We start from the raw sequence: 22,209 nt of genomic DNA, 5'->3' as shown, positions 1-22,209 counted from the left end.
AAGTGCAAAAATTATTCATCTTATTAGTGTGTGTATTACTGATTGGCAGCTACCGGCTCGGAGAGCAGGTTGCCCCGAATATAAAAAGTCATCGGATCGGTGATCTCCACTTGTACGAAAGTACCGATCAATTCTTTGGGTCCTTCAAAATGCACCAGCTTGTTGCTGCGCGTACGTCCTGCCAAAACTTCGGAATTCCGTTTGCTCTCACCTTCAACGAGCACTTCAACGACTTTGCCACGCTGTTCTTCATTGCTTCGATGGCTATATACGTTGATCGTTTCGTTCAAGCGCTTCAAACGTTCCTTCTTCACTTCCATCGGTACGTTGTCTTCCATCACCGCAGCCGGTGTACCTTCCCGTGGGGAATAAATAAAGGTATAGGCAAAATCATACCCTACTTCACGGACAAGGGAAAGTGTATCTTCAAACTGTTCTTCGGTTTCACCCGGAAAACCTACAATAATATCCGTTGTTAATACCACATTCGGGATGGCCTTTTTAATTTTGTCAGCCAGTTTCAGATAGTGTTCCCGGCTATACTTGCGGCTCATACGTTTGAGTACTTCCGAACTGCCAGACTGCACGGGAAGATGAATGTGCTCCACCAGATTGCCGCCCTTGGCAAGTACTTCAATTAAGCGGTCATCGAAGTCACGTGGGTGACTGGTTGTAAACCGTACTCGCGGAATATCAATTTGGCGAATGGCATCCATCAAATCACCAAAGCTATAGTTCAGGTCGGTGAAGTCCTTGCCGTACGCATTCACATTCTGACCAAGCAAAGTGATCTCCTTAAAGCCTTGCCGTGCCAAGTCCCTAACTTCGGCAATGACATCTTCTGGACGACGACTGCGTTCTTTGCCCCTCGTAAACGGAACGATGCAATATGTACAGAACTTGTCGCAGCCATACATAATGTTCACCCAGCCGCGCATACCCTCACGTTTCTTCGGCAGGTTCTCAATAATGTCGCCTTCCTTGGACCACACCTCAACAACCATTTCTTTGCTGAACAGCGCTTCCTGGATGAGATGTGGCAGTCGATGCACATTATGTGTACCAAAGATCATATCCACAAAGCCATGCTTCTGCATGATTCGGTTGACGACGCCTTCCTCTTGGGACATACACCCGCATACGCCAAGTAACAATCCCGGACGTTCAAGTTTTAACGTTTTCAGGTGACCAAGCTCACCAAATACTTTATCTTCCGCATTTTCTCGTATGGCACATGTATTGAGCAGGATAATATCCGCTTCTTTGCGATTCTCTGTAGCCTGATATCCCATAGACTCAAGGAGTCCTTTGATCGTCTCCGAGTCATGCTCGTTCATCTGACATCCATACGTATATACAATATAGTGTTTGCCTTTCCCTATGTTTTTCAGTTCATCGGGAACGGCATTTTCGTAAAGCACCTGGACGTCTTCCTTGCCCCGCTGTTTCTCCTGACGATGATTGGGTTCCGATTTGATGTTAATCTCACGGCCCCGGATTCTTATCTTTTTGCTGAATTCATCTTGCGAAATTACTTTGGCATCGGAGAAATCAAAATATTGGGAGTAATCCTTTTTTGAGTCTTTAGCCATTTCCTTCGGTCACTCCTTACAGCCTCTAGTAATAAAAAATCGTTCATTCATCCCTGTTCCACGTGAATTTCTTGTCGGGAACATTAAAAGAGCATTACAGCAAATTATAGCATGAATTGGGCTGTAGTTCCACATCCAAACCGCATGTCCCTTCGTCTAATCCGAAACATGCCATGCACAGAAGAACAATCAGAAAATACAAAAACCTGAGCCTTGCCATCAGGGCTGGAATTAACCGGCCGTTGTTGGCTGTGCTCAGGTTTAAACGTTATTCAGACCGCTATAATTGGCGGCTGAAGCTATTACATGGTATTAATCGATGATTTCAGCAGTGTCGCCATTACGAGCGCCAGCAGCGTTAGCTTCATCTGTATCAATATGCATGTCCAGTGCAAAAGAATCGGATACACGAGCCAGTACATTTTCCAGTACAAGACCGCGTTCTCCGCCGAGGCGAACTTTCAGCATTTGTTTGTCCTCGATACCCCATTTGGCAGCATCCGAAGTATGGAAGTGAATGTGACGAGCAGCAACGATAACACCTTTATCAATCGTTACTTCGCCAGCAGGTCCTTTAATTGTGATTCCTGGTGTACCTTCAATGCTTCCAGATTCACGTACAGGTGCTTTAACACCAATCGCAAATGAATCTGTCATGGAGATCTCCAGTTGCGTTTCAGGGCGAACAGGTCCAAGGATACGCACTTTATCAAACTGTCCTTTCGAACCAATTACCGCTACAGTTTCGTTAGCAGCGTATTGGCCAGGCTGGGACAGAGGTTTAAATTCAGTCAGTTCATAACCTTTGCCAAACAAAATTTCAACGTGCTCTTGGGATACATGAATGTGACGGGCAGATACGCCCACAGGTACTGTTTTACTCATTGTAAATTTCACTCCTTGTTTATCTATGGCCTGTACTCAGGCTCTTAACAATCCAATGGTATTATACCCCTTTTTGGAGTGAAATGAAAACGAACTGGTGAAAATTCATGAAATACACTTATTTCACCATCATTCCACTCCTTTATTTGGAAAACAAGCTTTATTCAACCCATTCTGTCCCACAGGCCACTTCACTATTTTACGGAAGCCCCCTTTATCATTGGATTACTCTCTGGCAAGTGTTCCCCTAGATAACTCATTGCATTCCCCCACAACCAGCCCCGTACTAGTTGTTCATCATAATGCTTGAGCAGGATTTCCGTCAGTCTCGGATAATGCCCTGAGTGTTCAAGTCTCTGGATATACGTTGAGATTCCATCAAAATCAGACCCCATCATCAAGTGATGCTGCCCACCCAAAGAACAAATTTGCTCAATATGAGGCAGCAGGTCTTCTATACGCACTTCCCCCTCCTGTTTAACAAACCAGGGTACAAACGTCAGTCCAATCCGCCCTTCTCGGGCAATGATGGCCTGAATCTGATCATCTTTCAGGTTTCGCACATGGGGACATACGCTATAGCTGTTGGAGTGGGATGCGATGAAAGGACGCTTGCTCAAGTCGGCCAGTTCCCAGAAACCTTTTTCCGTCAAATGTGACACATCTAACAGCATTCCGATTTCATTACACTGACGCACCAGTTCTTTCCCCTTCTCGGTCAGACCTGCCCCACGCTTCTCCATGACTCCGTCCGCCGCCCAATTGGCATAATTCCACGTTAGTCCAATGATTCGCACGCCCATCTGATAACACAACTCCAGATAGAACAGGTTTCCCTCCAGACCATCCACACCCTCCAGTGTGATTAATCCCCACGGCCCCTCTGTTTGCCTCACCTGAGCCACCTGGTCACGCCACAACAACGTCTGTGTGCCGCCAGCCCGCTCCTGACTTCTCTCTACACGTCTACGATAAATCTCCAACTGCCCCATCACATGTTCAAACTTGCCTCTGCCAAGTACTTCCGGTAAATAGATGGCGAACGCCTGCAACCCAACTCTCCCCTCTTTCAAGCGTTGCAAATTCACATCCAGTTGTGGAGCATCTTCAAAAGAAAGAGCAGGCTGCATCAAAATTTTGCTCAGTGCATCACAGTGAAAATCAGCTACACGCCAATCCGACATGGACATCTTAAACCCTCCTCCATATTTTATTGCAAAAAAACGCAAAAAAACCTGTCTACATCGTAAACAGGTTCAATGCATACTCCATGTATTATCTGGGCTCCACAATCAGCTTAATGGCCGTTCGGTCCTCGCCGTCGATCACAATGTCTGTAAAAGCTGGAATACAAATCAGGTCAACTCCGCTTGGTGCTACAAATCCCCGGGCTATCGCTACCGCTTTAATGGCTTGGTTCAGTGCTCCCGCTCCAATTGCCTGCAGTTCAGCATTTCCACGTTCACGAAGAACCCCTGCAAGAGCGCCGGCTACAGAATTAGGATTGGACTTTGCTGAAACTTTTAATACATCCATGGTAAGTACCTCCCTGGGAATGTTGAAAGTTTGTTTCCACTTACTAGATGTTATTCGCGGGAGGCAAAAAAATTCCTTCTTTTTAGACGGGTTTCCCTGCAAAATGGGACAATACCCCTATTCCATGCGCCACTCGTCCTCCGTCAGACGAATTTTTTCGATGCGTGTTGCCGCACCTGTGGCTTCATCAATTTCAACAAAAACACCATGGAAGTGCCATTTGCCATCGTCCACAACAAAACGTACAGGTAGCTGGGTGTAGAACTTACGCAGCACGGCCTCACGCTCCATGCCCAATATGCCGTCACGAGGCCCTACCATGCCTGCATCCGTCAAGTAAGCTGTTCCTCCAGGCAAAATCCGATCATCGTTACTCTGTACATGCGTATGTGTACCTACAACAAGCGATGCACGTCCATCCAGATGCCATCCCATGGCAATCTTCTCCGACGTCGCTTCAGCATGCATATCCACCAAAATACATTTATAATCTTGGCGCAGCTCATCTACAATTTCATCAGCTACACGGAATGGACAATCCAGAGCAGGCAGGAACGTTCTTCCTTGCAGATTGACAATGGCAAGCTCTTTCCCTTCACCTTTGACAACCGTGTATCCTCGTCCTGGTGTGCCTGGTGGAAAGTTCGCAGGACGAATCATGCGGGGCTCATCATCTATAAAATCAAAAATATCCTTATTGTCCCAAGTATGATTACCAAGTGTAATACCATGTACACCCCAATTGAAAAACTCATTTGCGATTGCTCCGGTAATGCCGCGACCTGCTGCCGCATTTTCACCATTCACAATCACCACATGTGGCTTATACTTCGATTTCAGATACGGTAGATTTTCCTTTAATGCCTTACGTCCCACGTTGCCTACAATGTCACCAATAAACAAAACTTTCATTGATTACTGCCTCCTCAATTCCTGCAAAGTCCTCTTGCTTCAAATATTAACCTTTGCAGGACTCTATCTCTTGTTCCATGATGTGTATTTTGTACAAAAAGTACATTTAACAGGCTATCAACAGGAAAAGTGGCCCACTACTGCGGCCACTTTTCCGTAAAGCTCTATTTTGCGTATTCAACCGCACGGGTTTCCCGGATGACGGTGACTTTGATGTGACCCGGATAGTCGAGTTCATTCTCGATCATCTTCGTGATGTCACGGGCTAAGCGGAAGGCTTCAGCATCATCGATCTTCTCAGGCTGTACCATAACGCGAACTTCGCGTCCGGCCTGAATGGCGTACGATTTCTCGACACCTTCGAAAGATTCTGAGATTTCTTCCAGCTTCTCCAGTCGTTTGATATACGTTTCCAGCGTTTCGCGGCGTGCGCCTGGTCTTGCTGCGGAAAGTGCATCTGCTGCACCAACCAACATGGCAATGACCGAAGTCGCTTCGCAATCTCCGTGATGGGACGCGATACTGTTGATTACAACCGGATGTTCTTTGTATTTCTTCGCCAGTTCCACGCCAATTTCGACGTGTGATCCTTCCACTTCGTGATCCAGCGCTTTACCGATGTCATGCAATAGACCTGCACGTCTTGCCAGAGTTACGTCTTCTCCGAGTTCGCCAGCCATCAATCCAGCCAGATAAGCGACTTCCATCGAATGTTTCAAGACGTTCTGACCGTAACTTGTACGGAACTTCAACCGGCCCAAAATTTTGATCAGATCCGGATGCAGACCATGCACGCCCACTTCAAAGGTAGCTTGCTCACCGTATTCACGGATGCGCTCATCCACTTCTTTGCGGGATTTCTCAACCATCTCTTCAATCCGTGCCGGGTGAATACGGCCGTCAGCCACGAGTTTCTCCAGGGCAGTACGGGCGATTTCACGGCGAATCGGGTCAAAGCCCGACAGAATAACAGCTTCTGGCGTATCATCGATAATGAGGTCAATCCCTGTAAGGGTTTCAAGCGCACGGATGTTACGTCCTTCACGACCGATAATCCGGCCTTTCATTTCTTCATTTGGCAGGGTAACAACAGATACCGTTGTTTCCGCTACGTGGTCAGCCGCACAACGTTGGATGGCGAGTGTAATAATCTCGCGGGACTTTTTGTCCGCTTCTTCCTTCGCTTGTTGTTCAATGTCCTTGATCATTTGAGCCGTCTCATGACGAACTTCCTGTTCTACGTTGGACAGTATGATACTGCGTGCGTCTTCCATGGTGAGGTTGGATATACGTTCCAACTCTGTCACCTGGTTTTTGTAGATCATTTCGATCTGCTGCTGAGTCTCATCAATTCGTTTCTCTTTGTTAGCCACTTGCTCTTCTTTACGTTCGAGTGATTCCAATTTTTTATCCAGCGACTCTTCTTTTTGCAACAATCGTCTTTCTTGTCGTTGAATTTCATTCCGACGTTCACGAGTGTCTTTTTCAGCTTCAGCGCGAATACGATGGATTTCATCCTTCGCTTCCAGCACCGTTTCTTTCTTCAGTGCTTCTGCCTCTTTCTTCGCGTTCTCCACGATTTGTACGGCAGCTTGTTCCGCACTAGAGATTTTAGCCTCTGCAAGAGATTTGCGAATAAAATATCCTACTCCGAACCCAATGAATAGCGCGGCTGCAACGAGAGCGATCGTGATTGCAATTTCCATACTGTTCACCTCCTCGTTGGTTCCTCCAAGGCATTCCTTGGGTCAATTTGCAGTTTTCAAACCTTACATATTTTTGGGAATAACGAATACTCACGGCGATCCCCCGCCGATTTTCATTTCACATGTACATGTTTCCACGTACTATTCACTGTTTCCAGCGAACCCATAATTAAGAATGGTATAAATCTTAAGAAACCGAAACCGCTTTTTTGGAAGGAAAAAGGGTTGTCCATTTCTTACAGACTCATGTCCATTTTAGTATTTGACGAAAGAAATTGTCAAGAGAATGCAGTATAGAGACTCCAGTCTGCTAATCCCATAACAACGCTTCGTCATCTTCAGGCTCCCCAGCCTCATCTTCTTCAATTAAACAATTCACGACCCGGCGTACCATATCCATTGAAAAACCACGTCTCATTAGGAAGGGAAGCGTTTTATTTTTCTTCTCTTTGACGTCCCCTTTGACCTGATTCCATTTTTTGCGTCCGGCGCTCAGGGCAGTCTCAAATTCCGCATCCGTACTGACACCTTCCAGCGCTTCAGCAATGAGATCATTGGCAATGCCCTTTTGACGCAGCTCTTGCCTTATCCACAGTTTTCCCTTCCGCTTGCCCTCCATACGCTGTCTTGTCCATTCCTTCGCAAATAGGTCGTCATCCACCAGCTTCTCCCGCTCAAGTCGATCCAGCGTCTCTTCAATTAAAGGTGATGCAAACTCCTTCTGACGAAGTTTCTGACTTAATTCATGGCGCGTACGCGGCTTATGCTCCAAAAAGCGCAGAGATTGTGCATACGTCCGCTGCCTTTCGTCAGCTACAATGATCTCTTCCAGATCCTTTTTCATAAAGGTATTGCCTTGAGTCATCCTGTATTTAATCATCACATCTTCAAGAACCGTAATGGAGTGGATGCCAAAAGTGATTCGATAACGAGCTTGCCTGTGCTTCGTTCGTTCTACACGTGTAATAACAAGTTCTTCGTTGTCCGGAAATTGGGATAGGCCATCCTGTTCTGCTTCTTCATATAAATCCTCGTCATGTTGATCCATTCAGGTCTCCCCTTTCATAACATTCTCATTCTGACTACGCCAAACACATCTTCACATAAAACAGAGAACACGAATGCAAAAGGCCGGGAACTCAGCCCGGCCTTTATCTCCACAGTTAGCGTGCCAACAGCCCCTGTCCACTGGGACAGGGGCTGTTGGACAGCAAGAGCACTCCCACTACAATCCATTATCCAGATTGACCCAAGCTCAATCAGATAAGTTTACGGAGTCCAGTGGGAAACACCCTCAGGGCCCTCCCTACAAGGGAGGATTTGAGAGATTACTCGTTGATTTCAAACAATTCTTGTTCTTCTTCTGCTTCTTTTTGTTGCTCTTCACTAGTTGGCGCAGGAACTGCGGTAGTCAGGTTACTAGCTACCCGAATTTTTTGTTCAATGATTTCAGCAATGTCTTTATGCTCTTTCATGAACTGTTTTGCGTTCTCACGGCCTTGTCCTAAACGCTCGCCTTCGTAGGAGTACCACGCACCACTTTTATTAACGATGTCCAGCTCTGTACCAATGTCAATGATACTGCCTTCTCTTGAAATACCTTCGCCATACATGATATCCACTTCCGCTTGTTTAAACGGAGGTGCCACTTTGTTTTTCACAACTTTAATACGAGTACGGTTACCAATCATGTCATTGCCTGATTTGATACTCTCAATACGACGCACATCCAGACGTACCGTAGAATAAAACTTCAGAGCACGACCACCAGGTGTTGTTTCCGGGTTACCAAACATAACGCCGACTTTCTCACGAAGCTGGTTAATGAAGATTGCGATTGTTTTGGATTTGCTGATTGCACCAGACAATTTACGCAACGCCTGAGACATCAAACGCGCTTGCAAACCAACGTGTGAATCCCCCATTTCGCCTTCAATCTCCGCTTTTGGAACCAATGCAGCTACAGAGTCAATAACGACGATATCTACTGCACCACTGCGTACAAGAGCTTCTGCAATTTCCAGCCCTTGCTCACCCGTATCTGGCTGAGATAGAAGCAATTCGTCAATGTTAACGCCCAATTTGCTTGCATATTGAGGATCAAGAGCATGCTCGGCATCGATAAATGCGGCTTGTCCACCCACACGTTGTACTTCCGCAATCGCATGCAATGCGACAGTTGTTTTACCTGAAGATTCAGGTCCATATATTTCAACAATACGGCCTTTAGGCAAGCCGCCTGTTCCTAATGCAATATCCAAAGCCAAGGAACCGCTGGGAATAATTTCCACATTCATATGAGTGGACTCACCCAGTTTCATGATGGATCCTTTACCAAATTGCTTCTCTATTTGACGGAGCGCCATATCAAGCGCGGCACGACGGTCTGACAATAAGCTCACACCCTTTACTGTTTATAAGATAATGATACCTTGTTTTAACACGTTTGCCAAGCTTTTTTTCGAACATACATTCGTTTTTTTTGTGAAGGCCGAGGCGCCTCTTCCTCAAAGAAACTTTCCATTAAACAGAAAAAAGAACCGTAAACAAGGCTGTAAAGCCTAATTCTACGGTTCTTCCGTCTTCCTTAATTATACTTGCTTGGAACTGTAAATGCAATCAAAGCGATTAACGAATCAATCCATCGCCACAAGTTTTTGCCATAAGCGATAGAGAATCGCTTTGGCTGAACGAATGCGAACCGTCTCGCGATTACCATTAATACGCAGTTCATGAATTTCCGTCTCTTTTCCACGTTCAGCAAGAGCGATGAAGACAAGTCCGGGTGGCTTGCGTTCCGAATATCCCGGTCCAGCTACACCAGTAACAGCCAAGCCAAAATCAGCGTCACCAATCATGCGGATCTGCTCAGCAAGCACTTTTGCAACCTCAGGACTTACCGCCCCAGGCGCATCTTCACCTTCCAGATAATCATGAGGCACATTCAGCAGCTTTTCTTTAATTTCATTGGAATAACACACAATTCCACCTTTGAGCATTGAGGCACTTCCCGGTACAGAAGTCAGACTTTGCATGACAAGCCCTCCTGTACAGCTCTCAGCAGCGCTAAGCGTCAGCCCCATATCAGACATCATAGTTACAATCGTATACTCTATAGGCACATCCTCGTTCGCGTAGAGATGTTCTGTCAAACGCTCCCGAATCTGAACCTCCATCGCATCCAGCTTCAGCTTCGCCTCTCCCTCACTTGCGGCCTTAGTAGAGACACGTACCGTAACTTCGCCTTCGCTCGCGTAAGGAGCAATCGTAGGGTCTGTCTGCGCGTCAATCAGATCCAACAGTCGATCTTCCAGAGCAGATTCACCAATACCTGCGAATTTGAGCATTCGGGAATAAATCGGCATTTCTTCTGTGAGTACATGCTGGAACAGCCAAGGCTTGACTTCCTGTTCAAACATTGGAATCAGCTCTTTAGGTGGTCCAGGCATCACAACATAATGTTTATCATTATCAGAGATCGCATTTCCTGCCGCAAGGCCCGTTTCATTGGCCAGAGGTGTGCCACCATCAATAACGATCGCCTGACGTCGGTTATTCTCTGTCATGTCCACATTACGATCTCTGAAAAAGCTCTCAATTTTGTCCATAGCCATTCGATCTGTATGCAGTTCTCGGTTAAGAACAGCTGCTAGCGCATCCTTGGTCAGATCATCTTGGGTAGGTCCAATGCCACCGGAAAATAGAATAACGTCTGCACGGCCCTGCGCAATGCGAATCGCTTCACTAAGTCGGTTCAGGTTATCCCCAACCACCGTTTGGAAATATACATCGATCCCCATCGCAGCCAATTCACGGGATAGGTATCTGGCATTGGTATTGACGATTTGTCCAAGCAGCAGCTCTGTGCCAACTGCAATGATTTCTGCTTTCATTGAGCATCCTCCTGTACACGTGGTGAGTGATCAAAGGGCAATAGGATAATTTCCTATTGCCCCTGACCCAATGCTTCCTTCATGCTTACCCATTTTGGTAACAAACCATTATGCTTTTGTTAAATGAAGCAAATTTTTGTTTTTGACAAAGTAATCGATACCCGACCAGATGGTAATAAGCGCTGCTGCCCATACCGCGATAATATCGACGTGAATACCCGTGTATGAAAACGGGAAATTGTTCAACAGCAACAACACAATCGCCACAATCTGCACTACCGTCTTCAGCTTGCCCCAAGCACTGGCGGCAACAACCGAACCATCCAGCAATGCGATTTGGCGCAAGCCGGTAACTGCAAATTCACGACTAATAATAACCACTGCAATCCAGGAATCCAGCTTGCCCATCTCCACAAGCGAGATCAAAACTGCAGTAACCAACAGCTTGTCTGCGAGTGGATCGAGCAGTTTTCCCAGATTGGTAACCATGTTATTTTTCCGCGCAAGGTATCCGTCAATTCCATCTGTGCTTGCGGCGATGATAAAAATAACAGCAGCAATCAGTTGATTATATGGAAGCGAAAAGCTTCCAAGCTGCAACGGCTCTGGATAAAATGGAAAATCCACGAGCAGGAACACCATCAAAAAAGGGATTAAGCAAATTCGTGCAAGCGTAATCCGGTTGGGTAAATTCACAAGACGCCCTCCCTCATATCCTCCATTACTCCAAACAATCATCATAATCCCGTTATCATCATCCGGAACATGAAATGTACAGTTTCAATGTCAATCCATATTAACATGATCCCACTATGTAGAAACGCAAAAAATAAAGTCAACCGCTCAAAAGCAAGACCGCTTTAAACGTTCCGGTGACTTCCAGAAGATGTACTGCTTTTCACAAAGTCAGCAAACGATGAGGACTGGACTTGATGTATGACTGCCAGCAATGCACACTTAGTATAATATACGCCTAATACCGTGTCAAAAAACACTTCTGCTACAAAAAGGCCATATTACTTGAAATTTGTATATTGCAAATCCAGAGGCAGGTTAGCACCATTCAGCAGCTGCATGACTGCTTGCAAATCATTTTTACTCTTACCAGTTACCCGGAGCTGGTCTCCCTGAATCTGACTCTTCACCTTCATCTTCGAATCCCGAATCAGGATATTAATTTTCTTGGCGATGTCCTGATCAATCCCCTGTTTAAAATTCAAACGCTGGCGGACTGTACCAGAAGACGCTGGCTCTACTTTGGCGTAATCAATGTTTTTCAATGGTAGACCACGCTTCGCCATTTTGGATTGCAACACGTCAATGACAGCCTTGAGTTTGGTCTCATCATCAGATACGATCGTTAACGCATCCTTATCCAGTTTCAGGCTGCTCTTGCTGCCCTTGAAGTCATAACGAGTGCCAATTTCCTTCTCGGTTTGTGTAACGGCATTTGTCAGTTCTTGCAAGTCCATTTTGGACACGATATCAAATGAATTTTCTGAACTCAAACCAGTCACCCTTTCAGTTAATCGTATGTTCTGTAACATTATAGAGGATACCTTAAGCAAAAGTCTAATTTCAAGCTGTTTTACACAAAGAAAAAAGCATTTTTGGCTTCCACTTCAGGTGGTTGCCAAAAATGCTTGCTGGTCCAGCTTCCAACTAATAGCGGCTGCGGTTGGGCTGTCTGAACATATCGAGCACACCCAAAAGCACATGTGCAAGTCCAAAACCCAATATTCCGTAACCCCAAGCACTTGGAGTCAGGTAATAACCCAGGAGGCTGACAATGATCCCTAAACCCGTTACGATCCAGCTGACTGTCACAGCCATCCACCTCACTTCACCAAAAGTTAACTGCAAGTTAAGACACGTTTATTGTCTCCTGCAGTTAACCCGGTTATTCGCTACCAGTGGTACCGCCTGTAGTGTCCGTTGAACCATTTTCAACACCTGTGGAAGAAGTTGTATTACTACTGTCTTCACCAAGCTTCAAACGGATCCGATTGGTCGCTTTGCCATCCGTTACAACTTGCCCGCCAACCTCGATTGTGGTCGCTGCAGCGTAACCGGACTTAATATACATGCCTGCACTATCCAACTCAAAGGTATAGCTGTCGCCGTCGGCTGTGTTACCATACTCCAACTTCTCTCCGCTGGAATTCTCGCCCTTATACACTTCCAGCCAGCTATGACCTGTGGCTTTGATCGTAACCGTTACAGGTTTCCCTGCGCTTCCGTTCACTTTGAAGTTTGTAATATTGCCTGATTTCCCATCTTCTGCAACCGTTACAGCAGATGGTGAATTGTCTGTCGGCTCTTCCTGATTTTCTCCCGTTTGGCCATCAGTTTGACCATCCGTCTGTCCTTCCGTGTCTGTACCGCCACCGTTGCCGCCAGCGTCGCCCTCACCGGTAGTACCCTCAGTTCCTGAGTCTGTCGCAGGCGGATTAGATGCCTGTCCGTTGTCGGCAGGTTGATCCGGTTTATCTTCAGGCTGTTGTTGACTGTCTGTAATTTTGACCTGATCAAGCCCCTGATTATCTGCTTCATCACCTTTGTTATACACCACGTATACATACAACAGTACTACGATCAAAACAGGGAATGTCCACATCAGTGCGACAGACATCCACCGATTACTACGCTCAACCGGACGGCTGGAACGCTTCTGTATCACCGGTTCCATCGTTGCTTCCGCCTCTTCTGCGGGTACGTCTTTTTTGTGTCCCTCCAGCAGCTCATCAGGGTTCAGTCCAACGGTCTCCGCATAGGTTTTAATGAAAGCACGCACGTAGAAGCTACCCGGCAGCACTTTATAGTCTCCTGCTTCTATGGCCTCCAAATACCTCTTGCGAATTTTTGTCATTTCCTGTACATCGTCAAGACTCATCCCTTTTTGCAGCCGGGCCTCCCTTAACTGCTGACCCAGTTCAGACATGCCATCTCCTCCTTATGTTTATCTCTTAAGTTGTTGCTAATCTATTTCATGATTCCGCACGGTTCCTTACAATTCGTCGGTGTAGCTAGCCGTAAACGTATCATAAATAATTTCTTCATTCGGATTGTTACGAAGTTCAATAATAATATCAAAATCATTAAAATCATATTCGGATTCCTGTACAAAAATATCCGGATGTTCAATAACTTTGGTGCTAGGCATGGTCATAATATCCTGCAACAGGTTGTAATGCCGCTCACTGGAGCGTATCGTGCTAACAATACCGTCGATAATGAACACATTATTCGGGTTCAATTCGTCTTCGGACATTTGACTCCTTATCGTCTGACGAAGAAGTGTGGAGGACACAAACGTCCATCGCTTCATTGCACATACGCTGCCAGCAATAATGGATTCCGTTTTGCCAACACGTGGCATTCCGCGCAAACCAATGACCTGATTACCTTCCCTCTTAAATACTTCACCCAAAAAGTCCACAAGTAACCCAAGTTCATCTCGTGTGAAACGAAATGTTTTGCGATCATCCGAATCACGGTCAATGTATCTGCCATGACGCACGGCCAAAATATCCACCAATTTAGGTTGACGCAAAGCCGATACGGTGATGCTGTTGACTTTGCCAAGCATTTCACCAAGCAAACGGATTTTCTCATCATCATCCGATTCAAGCAGCATACCTCGAGTTTTGCCTTCCACACCGTTAATGGTCAATATATTCACTTCAAGCATCCCCAGCATAGAGGCAATATCGCCTAACAAACCGGGTCTGTTCTTATGTATTTTATATTCCATGTACCATTGTTTAGATTCCATTTCAACACCCCGTAATGCATTATTCCACATTATTCGACAGCAACAGAACGTGTCCACTGGACAACAATCTGAGACATCTTCTAAAAATGGGTCACGTTAATGATATATAAAATGAAAATGAATTACAAGAACAGCTCTGTAATCCGTTTGTAATCATTAGAGAAAAGCCCCCTTGCGGGAGCTCTTCATCTGTAATCTTATGCGTTTTGTTTGGCCAATTTGACCATCAGGCACGCAATCGTACGACGCTCATCTGCATCGCCGACATCCCATAACTCTTTCAATGCCCGGTTGGAATGGTTCGCCGGATCGACTTTCTCATCAAGGAAATCGCCGATTTCATACGCAAGTTTGTTGATGGTTTCTTCACTCATCCCCATCTTCTCTGCTTGCAGTACGCGGTCGCCCAGGAACTTCTTCCATGTGTCAAAACTGGAGAGCACTGTTTTTTCTGTTGACATGATAAATCCTCCTTAGATGACGCATGAGATTTAAAATCAACAGTTGTAATATGTGCTTTCGAGACATTTTATATACGAGCATTTTAAAATAATCGAGAATACGGCTGCATCATCTCGGCAACCTTCTCCTGTTTCGTTTAGAGCCAGTCAAGTTTTCTTGCTTACTACGTTAACCAACCGCCATTTGGACTGATAATCTGCCCATTGATATACCCCGATTCAGGAAGGGCCAGAAAATAAACCAGTGATGAGATTTCATCAGGTTGTGCAAGTCTCCCTGCCGGAATTTCCTCTTCCAGCATCTTCAGTTCACTCTGATCGAGATGGTTCAGCATGGATGTCTGAACGGCGCCAGGAGCAACGGCATTTACGGTTACTCCGGAAGGTGCGAGTTCTTTCGCAAGTGCCTTGGTGAATGCATTTACCCCACCCTTGGTTGTCGAATACAGCACCTCACAAGAAGCACCGGACAGTCCCCAGATCGACGATACATTAATGATTCGGCCATACCTTTGAGAGATCATGTGAGGCATCATTTCCTGTGTACACATAAACGTGCCTTTGAGGTTAATCGCCATCACTTCATCCCAGATCTCCTCTGTCACATCAGACAACATCCCATAGTGCGAGATACCTGCGTTGTTCACAAGGATATCTGGCATGAGATTGTGTGACTCCAGCTTCTCACGCATACGCTCAATCTGTTCCCGGCTGCGAAGATCCGCAGACACGGTCATGATTTTTCCACTACCCTGTTCCATACACCGTCTGGCGGCTTCATTCGCTGCTTCATGCGATTTCATATAGTGTATAACAACATTCATGCCCACTCTGGCAAAACGCTCTGCGATAGCCGCTCCGATGCCACCGCTTGCTCCGGTTACCAGTACAGTCATTTCCCCAATTGCCTTCAATTGTCCCGTTCCCCTCTCCATATCAAGGACTCACGACTAGCGATACAGCCAGTTGATCCCAGCGAATATGCTCTCTCAGTCTGAGATTTACATCTTCCAGTGTAATCGATTCATAGAGCGGGAGCATATTGAAAAAATCTCCACCACGGAATTGCTGACGCGTAAATTCATGCGCAATATTCTCCGGAGAATTAAGCATACGCAAATATCCGCCTATTTTCTTTTTGCGTGCACGTTCAAAATCCGTGGATTCGAACCCTTTTTCTACAATGGCATCCACTTCTTCACGTATACGCGTGAGCAGTTGATCCGGGTCTTTCGTATCCCCACCAATGGCTGAAAACGCGTATTGCGGCGAACTGTTATACTCATGACCAAAGCTGTCCGAGATCAGATCTTCATCGTAGAGCTTCTGGAATAAACGTGTGCTTGAACCAAATAAAAGATCCATCATCAGCTGTGTTGTCATATCTCGACGCAACAATTTTTCTCCGGTCAATCCAACGTCCGTCTCCTTGAATCCAAACAGACATTTGGGCAGTGAAACAGCCAGTTTTGATTCCCGTCTGGCTTCTCCTACCTGCTCAGGCTCAGGTTCAAAGAAACGTTGAATACTCCCCTGTGGCTTATAATCCTTCCGTTCCTGGTTCGAACGAACCATATCAATGACTTCCTGTGGATCTACACCACCTACCACGAACAAGAGCATATTACTCGGGTGATAGAAGGTGTTATAGCACTCATACAACATCTCTTTGGTAATCGTACGGATGGATTCCACCGTTCCTGCAATATCGATATGCACCGGATGTTTTTGATACATGGCTTCGATCAATCCAAAATAAACACGCCAATCCGGATTGTCAGCATACATGTCAATTTCCTGTCCGATAATGCCTTTTTCCTTTTCCACATTTTGATCCGTGAAGTAAGGATTTTGCACAAAGTCGACTAATGTTTGTATATTTTCATTCACATGTTCGGTCGCTGAAAACAAATAAACCGTCTGATCAAAGCTCGTAAACGCATTAGCTGAGGCACCGTGAGACGCAAATGTTGCAAAAATATCGCCTGTTGGTTCTTCAAACATTTTGTGCTCCAGAAAATGGGCAATCCCATCCGGAACCTTTACTGCTTCCTGTCCTTTAACCTGAAAATGATTATCCACCGATCCATACTTGGTTGCAAACGTAGCATACGTTTTCTGGAATCCCGGTTTAGGCAAAATATAGACATGCAGTCCGTTATCCATAACTTCGTAATATAGTGTCTCCTGCAGATGCTCATACTGAATGCTCTCCACCGACTATTCCTCCTTCTCGTCCCGCAAGAAATAAATCGTATCCAGACGGAATTGTTCTGCCGCCTCACGAACATCTTCCTTGCTGATCTGTTCTACCTGAGTCAACAGTTCTTCAGCGGTTCTCTCCTTGCCAGACAACTGTCGATTGAAGTCATAAGCGATCATCTCAAAGGCAGAATCCTGCATTTCCTTAAGCAAGTTACGAATCATCGCTTTGGTTTGGGACATTTCGAGATCACTGATCGTTCCAGTTTTCATTTCTTCCAGCTGCTGCTTGATGATGGTGACGGCCTTCTCATAATTAGGGATTTCAATCCCGGATTGAATCGTGGCAATGCCCTTATGTCCGTCATATCGCGAAGACGCGTAATAGGCCAGGCTTTCTTTTTCACGAACATTTACAAACAGTTTGGAATGAGGATAACCACCGAGAATCCCGTTGTACATTAGTGCTGCTGCATACTGAGGATCTCCATAAGTGATAGATGTACGGAGTCCCATATTGAGTTTTCCCTGACTCACATTCAGTCGCTCAACAACGGTCTCTACTTCCTTGTCTCCTCGTACTGCGGCCTGTGTCTGGTAATCGGAGGACGACGTTCGATCTACATTGAAATGACGCTGAACAAGTTTCTCCACCTCTTCCAGTGTCGTATCCCCTACCACGTACAGATCCATACTCGCCTGTTGCAGCCACTCTTGATAAGACGCAGTCAGTGTGTCAGGATCAATTCCGGGCAGATCTTTTCGCTCACCTAGTGGGTGAAGACGGTACGGCTCGTTCTTGCACATTTCCTCAATACTGCGTTCAGCCGCATAGCGCATTTTATCATTCACGATGGACTCCAGCTTTTTGCGGACCGTCTCTCGTTCTGCTTGTACATAAGACGTCCTGAAATGTCCATTCTCCTGTGCAGGTCTTGTAAGAACCTCTCCAAGAAAGGCAAATGAACGATCCAGTAGCTGCTCATCCCCTCCGACAAAGGAATCATTGATGGTATCCATCCGGAACTGTACAATCTGATAATCCCCGCGTTTATAGACGTCAAAACCAAAACCGGCTCCATACAGATGCTCCAGTTGCTCACGAAATTGCGTTGTTTCCGGATAGGATTCCGTGCCGCGTCGCAGAACAAAAGGTGTCAGCGCTACTTTGGTTACTGTATCTTCTCGTAAGGGAACTCCTGCATATAACGATATAGCGAACGTTTTGAAACGTTTGGTCGGAAGCACATGTATACGAAACTCTCTCTTGCTACCTCGTTCGAATCCTGATGTATTCAAATGTCAAAACCCCTTTACGGCGTCATTTGTCATGCAATCGTATTATGCTAAACGTAACAACCATTTTAACCCATTCAAAAGGCAAGAAGCAACCGAAGTCACGCCTTCTGGTTGCTTCCAACATCATCACATACAAAAAATATGCTGCCCGATTGTTTTCACCTGTGGACGGGTCCAGATCCATTTGGATGTTGCTGTCTTTGGATTAAAATAATAGAGACAACCACCGGATGGGTCCCAGCCATTCAGGGCCTGTTCAACTGCCTTTTTGGCTTGTGCGTTTGGTTCCAGATAGATCTGTCCGTCCGCTACAGCCGTAAATGCACCTGGTTGAAAAATTACACCTGAAGGCGTACTCGGAAAGCTTGGGGATTTTACGCGATTCAGAATTACTGCCGCTACGGCGACTTGACCTTCAAAAGGTTCACCCCGTGCTTCACCATATACAGCGTTAGCCATAATCTTGAGTTCATTCTCTGAGAGCCCCAGTGCATTGGCAGATCCCATATTGTCTTGCTCTTTATCTGCCGTATTGTTACTACTATCCTTTCCACCTGAGGATTCCTTGTGTAGCGGCGGTTCTGTTGGTGACCATTTGGTTGACGCATTGTACAGCTTAAGCTTGGTTTCAGCTCCAACCACACCATCTGCCTTCATGCCAAACTCGGATTGAAACCATTTGACGGATTTCAGTGTGCTGCTGCCAAAATTACTGTCGATTTTACCATTGTAAAATCCCAGGTACTTCAGACGCCCCTGAAGCTCATATACATCCTGACCGTAACTTCCATATTTCACTGTATTGCTGCTAAACGTAGGCAAGGCCTTTTCTTCTACCTGCGGTGTACGCTCGGCTGAACTTTCAGTTGCTGTATTCCCAGGAAGCAAATAACGAATTCCCAATGCGGATATCAGCAAAATAGCAGTGAAAAGCCATAGGTTCATTTTTCGCATCGACTGTGCTCTACCTTTCTCTTGTGGGATTAACAGAATCGCTAAGGTTATTATGACAAGCCTGCTTGTTTCCTATGCACCAAATCATCCGATCTTTGGAGTAGATGGCAAAACTTCAGTCCGCTGAGCAAACAAAAAGCCCTCAACCAATAAGGTTGAGGCGTTAAACGACCCGGACTTCCAAGTCACTACGAGCTTATTTTATTCTGTTGATACTGTTCAAGCGAAACCAGCACTTCCCGTGGTTTGCTCCCCTCGTAAGGGCCGATTACACCCCGGGCTTCCATGGAGTCAATTAAACGCGCTGCACGTGTGTAACCAACCCGCATACGACGTTGCAACAGGGAGACCGAAGCTTGTTTTGCCTCCAAGATAATCTGTACAGCTTGCTCATATAACTCATCCTGTACTTCATCTGCTGCCTGAATGGAATCATCCACTTCAGGTACAATGGACTCATCATACTGCGCTTCACCTTGACCACGTACGTAGTTTACAATATTCTCGACTTCTTCATCGCTCATAAATGCACCTTGTACCCGAACCGGTTTGGATGCACCCATAGGCATGAACAACATGTCTCCACGACCCAACAGCTTCTCCGCCCCCCCCATATCCAGAATCGTTCGGGAATCCACTTGTGAGGATACGCCGAAGGCTATCCGCGATGGAATGTTAGCCTTGATTACCCCGGTAATAACGTCAACAGAAGGACGTTGTGTGGCAATAATCAGATGGATTCCTGCTGCACGAGCCATCTGAGCGAGTCGCGCAATGGCATCCTCTACATCTCCGGCTGCAACCATCATGAGATCTGCGAGCTCATCCACAATGACAACGATATAAGGCAGAACAGCCGCAGGATTATCTTTCATCAGATTATTGTAGCCCTCAACGTTACGCGTGCCTGATTTGGAGAACAGTTCATATCGTTTCTCCATCTCGACTACAATCTTTTTGAGAGCAAGTGACGCTCGTTTAGGATCAGTTACTACAGGCGCCATCAGATGTGGAATTCCGTTATATACGTTCAACTCAACCATCTTCGGATCGACCATCAGGAACTTCACTTCATCCGGCTTGGCTTTGTACAATATGCTGGTAATAATTCCGTTAATACATACCGACTTACCGGAACCTGTAGCACCCGCGACCAGCAAATGGGGCATACGAGCCAAGTTACCAATGATTGTCTGTCCGGAGATATCTCGGCCAAATGCAATGGTCACTTTGGATTCTGCATCCTGGAACGTTGCTGTCTCCATTACTTCACGCATCGTTACAACCGATACCTCGCCATTAGGTACCTCGATACCTATAGCAGACTTCCCGGGAATCGGCGCTTCCATTCGGATATCCTTTGCAGCCAAAGCCAACGCGATATCATCAGTTAGGCTGACAATCCTGCTGACTTTAACACCAATATCAGGTTGAATTTCATACCTTGTAACGGCAGGGCCCCTGACCACTTCAAGCACCTTGGCGCGGACACCAAAACTCTCCAGTGTAGCTTCCAGCTTGCGTGCTGTCTGCATATAATCCTTCTGGTCACCCGCCTTGCCCCCATTGTGCGGCTTGGCAAGGAGACGGAATGATGGCAGCTTGTACGGCTTAGGAGGTGGCGGTGGTGGTTTCACCGGTTGTGTGTCCTGCCCTTCAGGAGTTGGAGTATCTGTTCCCTGCGTTGCATCATTAGGCACTTCTTCTCCACTCTGAATCTCATCCACAACATTCATCCCGTCCGTACCCGCATCCGATGCAGACCACTCTGTCTCTACCAGTTCATCCGTTATCTTAATGGCATGCTCGCCCTGTTGCACTACGTTCGGATCAGCCAGATCATCAGGGAAAGGATAAGCATCGTCCAGATCATCTTCAATGCTTGCCTCTTCTGTTCTGACGTGCTCGAAAAAGTCTCGAATGATCGGCGCTGAGTTAGGTTTAGCCTGAACAGGAACACGTGACGAAGCTGATTTGTTGGCTACGTCTTCGGTTGCATCCTGCCACGCCTCTACGTTGTGATCTAGTTCGGCACGGTATACAATCTGTTCTGTTTCTACCGAATCGACCTCATCCATTTCACGTCCAGATGTCGCCTGTTCCCGATTAGCTCCCCATTTTCCGAATAGTTGGAAGAATATTGGGGATTTTCGTTTAGGCAGATGCTGTTCCTCTAATTCATCCTCATACTCATCTTCATCATCTTCAACAGGAACAGGTACCACTTTACGTGCGTTACCTTTTTTCCTTCCATCAGACGCTGAGGCAGAACGCACAGAGGGCCTCGACTCCAGCTTCTTGTACATCGAACTCCCGGCATCCCAAATCTTGGTCCGGAATATTCGAATCAGATCCACATAAGATAAACTAGTGATCAGCATAAAACTGATGATAAACATAACAATCATGATGAGTCTTGCGCCAAGGCTGCCAAACAGCCACAGGAAGAGAGCAAATTGCCCAGCTCCGAGATAACCACCGCTGATATCCTTGTTAAGCATAGAGTCTCTCTCCCCTGGTGCAGCAGGAGTTAACAACTCGGTTTGCATATCATTATGTACCTGTGTAATCACAGCGCCAGGCTCAAGCGCACCAACCGGAATGAGCTTCTGGTGCATTGCAGAGACGGTACTCATCAGGGTTAACGCAAAGACCAGCAATACCAGTCCTGTTTTGCGTGTGGTCCAGCCACTCGGCCACTTCCGGTGAATCATCACCATGAGACCATAATAAATACCAACAAGTGGAATCGCAAAATAAAACTTACCAAGCATCAGTCCGAACATCTTGGAAAGCGAACGTCCAACGGTGGCTTCACCCGATAATGCAATAACAGCAAGGGTAATAAGCACAATCCCGTAAATTTCATATTTTAAAACGCCGCTAAAACCAGCGCCCTTTTTTTTCCTCTTTTTTCTTCTGGCCAAAATCAGGTCACCCCCAGAAGAATATTATACCATACAAATATAATCCGTACATATGTTCTTTTTCTGC

Annotated in this window: 20 protein-coding genes; all 20 read right to left on the bottom strand. The window is 46.2% G+C overall.

Annotated elements, in window-relative coordinates; all coding sequences use genetic code 11:
* Nucleotides 1-35: 35 nt before the first annotated feature.
* The 20 genes from miaB to ACE3K2_RS07450 all read right to left on the bottom strand — a co-directional run bounded on the left by miaB (nucleotide 36) and on the right by ACE3K2_RS07450 (nucleotide 22,142).
* Nucleotides 36-1,592 (bottom strand): tRNA (N6-isopentenyl adenosine(37)-C2)-methylthiotransferase MiaB, encoded by a 1,557-nt coding sequence (miaB, locus tag ACE3K2_RS07545; protein WP_421888620.1) that lies wholly within the window; start codon nucleotides 1,590-1,592, stop codon nucleotides 36-38.
* Between the two features lie 312 nt (nucleotides 1,593-1,904).
* A complete protein-coding gene (gene pduL / locus ACE3K2_RS07540; RefSeq protein WP_184180352.1) occupies nucleotides 1,905-2,477 on the bottom strand; it encodes a phosphate propanoyltransferase in 573 nt (190 codons plus the stop codon).
* A 194-nt stretch (nucleotides 2,478-2,671) separates the two neighbouring features.
* Nucleotides 2,672-3,667, bottom strand: a complete 996-nt coding sequence (locus ACE3K2_RS07535) for a dipeptidase (RefSeq protein ID WP_421888618.1) — start codon at nucleotides 3,665-3,667, stop codon at nucleotides 2,672-2,674.
* 85 nt (nucleotides 3,668-3,752) lie between these two features.
* Complete coding sequence (locus tag ACE3K2_RS07530) at nucleotides 3,753-4,013, bottom strand: stage V sporulation protein S (protein WP_007430104.1); 261 nt, start codon at nucleotides 4,011-4,013, stop codon at nucleotides 3,753-3,755.
* 117 nt (nucleotides 4,014-4,130) lie between these two features.
* Entirely contained in the window at nucleotides 4,131-4,925 is a 795-nt protein-coding gene (locus tag ACE3K2_RS07525) for a TIGR00282 family metallophosphoesterase (RefSeq protein ID WP_421888613.1), read from the bottom strand.
* Between the two features lie 164 nt (nucleotides 4,926-5,089).
* Nucleotides 5,090-6,631, bottom strand: coding sequence for a ribonuclease Y (gene rny, locus ACE3K2_RS07520; protein ID WP_036670418.1), 1,542 nt, complete (start codon nucleotides 6,629-6,631; stop codon nucleotides 5,090-5,092).
* Between the two features lie 310 nt (nucleotides 6,632-6,941).
* Nucleotides 6,942-7,679 carry a regulatory protein RecX gene (locus ACE3K2_RS07515; RefSeq protein ID WP_421888611.1) on the bottom strand — a complete coding sequence of 246 codons (738 nt, stop codon included), beginning with the start codon at nucleotides 7,677-7,679 and terminating at the stop codon, nucleotides 6,942-6,944.
* 280 nt (nucleotides 7,680-7,959) lie between these two features.
* Nucleotides 7,960-9,024 (bottom strand): recombinase RecA, encoded by a 1,065-nt coding sequence (recA, locus tag ACE3K2_RS07510; RefSeq protein ID WP_062833851.1) that lies wholly within the window; start codon nucleotides 9,022-9,024, stop codon nucleotides 7,960-7,962.
* 243 nt (nucleotides 9,025-9,267) lie between these two features.
* Complete coding sequence (locus ACE3K2_RS07505; protein ID WP_421888609.1) at nucleotides 9,268-10,524, bottom strand: competence/damage-inducible protein A; 1,257 nt, start codon at nucleotides 10,522-10,524, stop codon at nucleotides 9,268-9,270.
* 108 nt (nucleotides 10,525-10,632) lie between these two features.
* The gene (gene pgsA, locus ACE3K2_RS07500) at nucleotides 10,633-11,220 is read right to left on the bottom strand and encodes a CDP-diacylglycerol--glycerol-3-phosphate 3-phosphatidyltransferase (protein WP_421888607.1); all 588 of its coding nucleotides are present in this window, start codon (nucleotides 11,218-11,220) and stop codon (nucleotides 10,633-10,635) included.
* A gap of 320 nt (nucleotides 11,221-11,540) precedes the next feature.
* Nucleotides 11,541-12,032: a YajQ family cyclic di-GMP-binding protein gene (locus tag ACE3K2_RS07495; RefSeq protein ID WP_017689115.1), complete on the bottom strand. Its 492-nt coding sequence runs from the start codon at nucleotides 12,030-12,032 to the stop codon at nucleotides 11,541-11,543.
* Nucleotides 12,033-12,186: 154 nt separating this feature from the next.
* Complete coding sequence (locus ACE3K2_RS07490; RefSeq protein WP_167350848.1) at nucleotides 12,187-12,351, bottom strand: hypothetical protein; 165 nt, start codon at nucleotides 12,349-12,351, stop codon at nucleotides 12,187-12,189.
* Between the two features lie 73 nt (nucleotides 12,352-12,424).
* Nucleotides 12,425-13,465, bottom strand: coding sequence for a helix-turn-helix domain-containing protein (locus ACE3K2_RS07485; protein ID WP_421888605.1), 1,041 nt, complete (start codon nucleotides 13,463-13,465; stop codon nucleotides 12,425-12,427).
* A 66-nt stretch (nucleotides 13,466-13,531) separates the two neighbouring features.
* Complete coding sequence (locus ACE3K2_RS07480) at nucleotides 13,532-14,299, bottom strand: DUF3388 domain-containing protein (RefSeq protein WP_024630282.1); 768 nt, start codon at nucleotides 14,297-14,299, stop codon at nucleotides 13,532-13,534.
* A 197-nt stretch (nucleotides 14,300-14,496) separates the two neighbouring features.
* A complete protein-coding gene (locus ACE3K2_RS07475; protein ID WP_017689119.1) occupies nucleotides 14,497-14,760 on the bottom strand; it encodes a DUF3243 domain-containing protein in 264 nt (87 codons plus the stop codon).
* 164 nt (nucleotides 14,761-14,924) lie between these two features.
* The gene (gene ymfI, locus ACE3K2_RS07470) at nucleotides 14,925-15,695 is read right to left on the bottom strand and encodes an elongation factor P 5-aminopentanone reductase (RefSeq protein WP_026081137.1); all 771 of its coding nucleotides are present in this window, start codon (nucleotides 15,693-15,695) and stop codon (nucleotides 14,925-14,927) included.
* A 1-nt stretch (nucleotide 15,696) separates the two neighbouring features.
* Nucleotides 15,697-16,977, bottom strand: a complete 1,281-nt coding sequence (gene yfmH, locus ACE3K2_RS07465) for an EF-P 5-aminopentanol modification-associated protein YfmH (protein ID WP_421888602.1) — start codon at nucleotides 16,975-16,977, stop codon at nucleotides 15,697-15,699.
* A 3-nt stretch (nucleotides 16,978-16,980) separates the two neighbouring features.
* The gene (gene yfmF / locus ACE3K2_RS07460; RefSeq protein WP_421888600.1) at nucleotides 16,981-18,261 is read right to left on the bottom strand and encodes an EF-P 5-aminopentanol modification-associated protein YfmF; all 1,281 of its coding nucleotides are present in this window, start codon (nucleotides 18,259-18,261) and stop codon (nucleotides 16,981-16,983) included.
* Nucleotides 18,262-18,387: 126 nt separating this feature from the next.
* Nucleotides 18,388-19,215 carry a spore cortex-lytic enzyme gene (gene sleB, locus ACE3K2_RS07455; protein WP_421888598.1) on the bottom strand — a complete coding sequence of 276 codons (828 nt, stop codon included), beginning with the start codon at nucleotides 19,213-19,215 and terminating at the stop codon, nucleotides 18,388-18,390.
* Between the two features lie 188 nt (nucleotides 19,216-19,403).
* The gene (locus ACE3K2_RS07450) at nucleotides 19,404-22,142 is read right to left on the bottom strand and encodes a DNA translocase FtsK (RefSeq protein ID WP_421888596.1); all 2,739 of its coding nucleotides are present in this window, start codon (nucleotides 22,140-22,142) and stop codon (nucleotides 19,404-19,406) included.
* Nucleotides 22,143-22,209 lie beyond the last annotated feature (67 nt).

It is taken from the genome of Paenibacillus sp. (assembly GCF_048976745.1).
GTDB lineage: Bacteria > Bacillota > Bacilli > Paenibacillales > Paenibacillaceae > Paenibacillus.
This window is presented reverse-complemented; position numbering and strand designations above follow the sequence as displayed.

Excerpts from the sequence above, each read along its gene's own strand:
- miaB (WP_421888620.1), bottom strand. The coding sequence starts at position 1,592 with ATGGCTAAAGACTCAAAAAAGGATTACTCCCAATATTTTGATTTCTCC.
- pduL (WP_184180352.1), bottom strand. The coding sequence starts at position 2,477 with ATGAGTAAAACAGTACCTGTGGGCGTATCTGCCCGTCACATTCATGTA.
- ACE3K2_RS07535 (WP_421888618.1), bottom strand. The coding sequence starts at position 3,667 with ATGTCCATGTCGGATTGGCGTGTAGCTGATTTTCACTGTGATGCACTG.
- ACE3K2_RS07530 (WP_007430104.1), bottom strand. The coding sequence starts at position 4,013 with ATGGATGTATTAAAAGTTTCAGCAAAGTCCAATCCTAATTCTGTAGCC.
- ACE3K2_RS07525 (WP_421888613.1), bottom strand. The coding sequence starts at position 4,925 with ATGAAAGTTTTGTTTATTGGTGACATTGTAGGCAACGTGGGACGTAAG.
- rny (WP_036670418.1), bottom strand. The coding sequence starts at position 6,631 with ATGGAAATTGCAATCACGATCGCTCTCGTTGCAGCCGCGCTATTCATT.
- ACE3K2_RS07515 (WP_421888611.1), bottom strand. The coding sequence starts at position 7,679 with ATGGATCAACATGACGAGGATTTATATGAAGAAGCAGAACAGGATGGC.
- ACE3K2_RS07505 (WP_421888609.1), bottom strand. The coding sequence starts at position 10,524 with ATGAAAGCAGAAATCATTGCAGTTGGCACAGAGCTGCTGCTTGGACAA.
- ACE3K2_RS07485 (WP_421888605.1), bottom strand. The coding sequence starts at position 13,465 with ATGTCTGAACTGGGTCAGCAGTTAAGGGAGGCCCGGCTGCAAAAAGGG.
- ACE3K2_RS07480 (WP_024630282.1), bottom strand. The coding sequence starts at position 14,299 with ATGGAATCTAAACAATGGTACATGGAATATAAAATACATAAGAACAGA.
- ACE3K2_RS07475 (WP_017689119.1), bottom strand. The coding sequence starts at position 14,760 with ATGTCAACAGAAAAAACAGTGCTCTCCAGTTTTGACACATGGAAGAAG.
- ymfI (WP_026081137.1), bottom strand. The coding sequence starts at position 15,695 with ATGGAGAGGGGAACGGGACAATTGAAGGCAATTGGGGAAATGACTGTA.
- sleB (WP_421888598.1), bottom strand. The coding sequence starts at position 19,215 with ATGCGAAAAATGAACCTATGGCTTTTCACTGCTATTTTGCTGATATCC.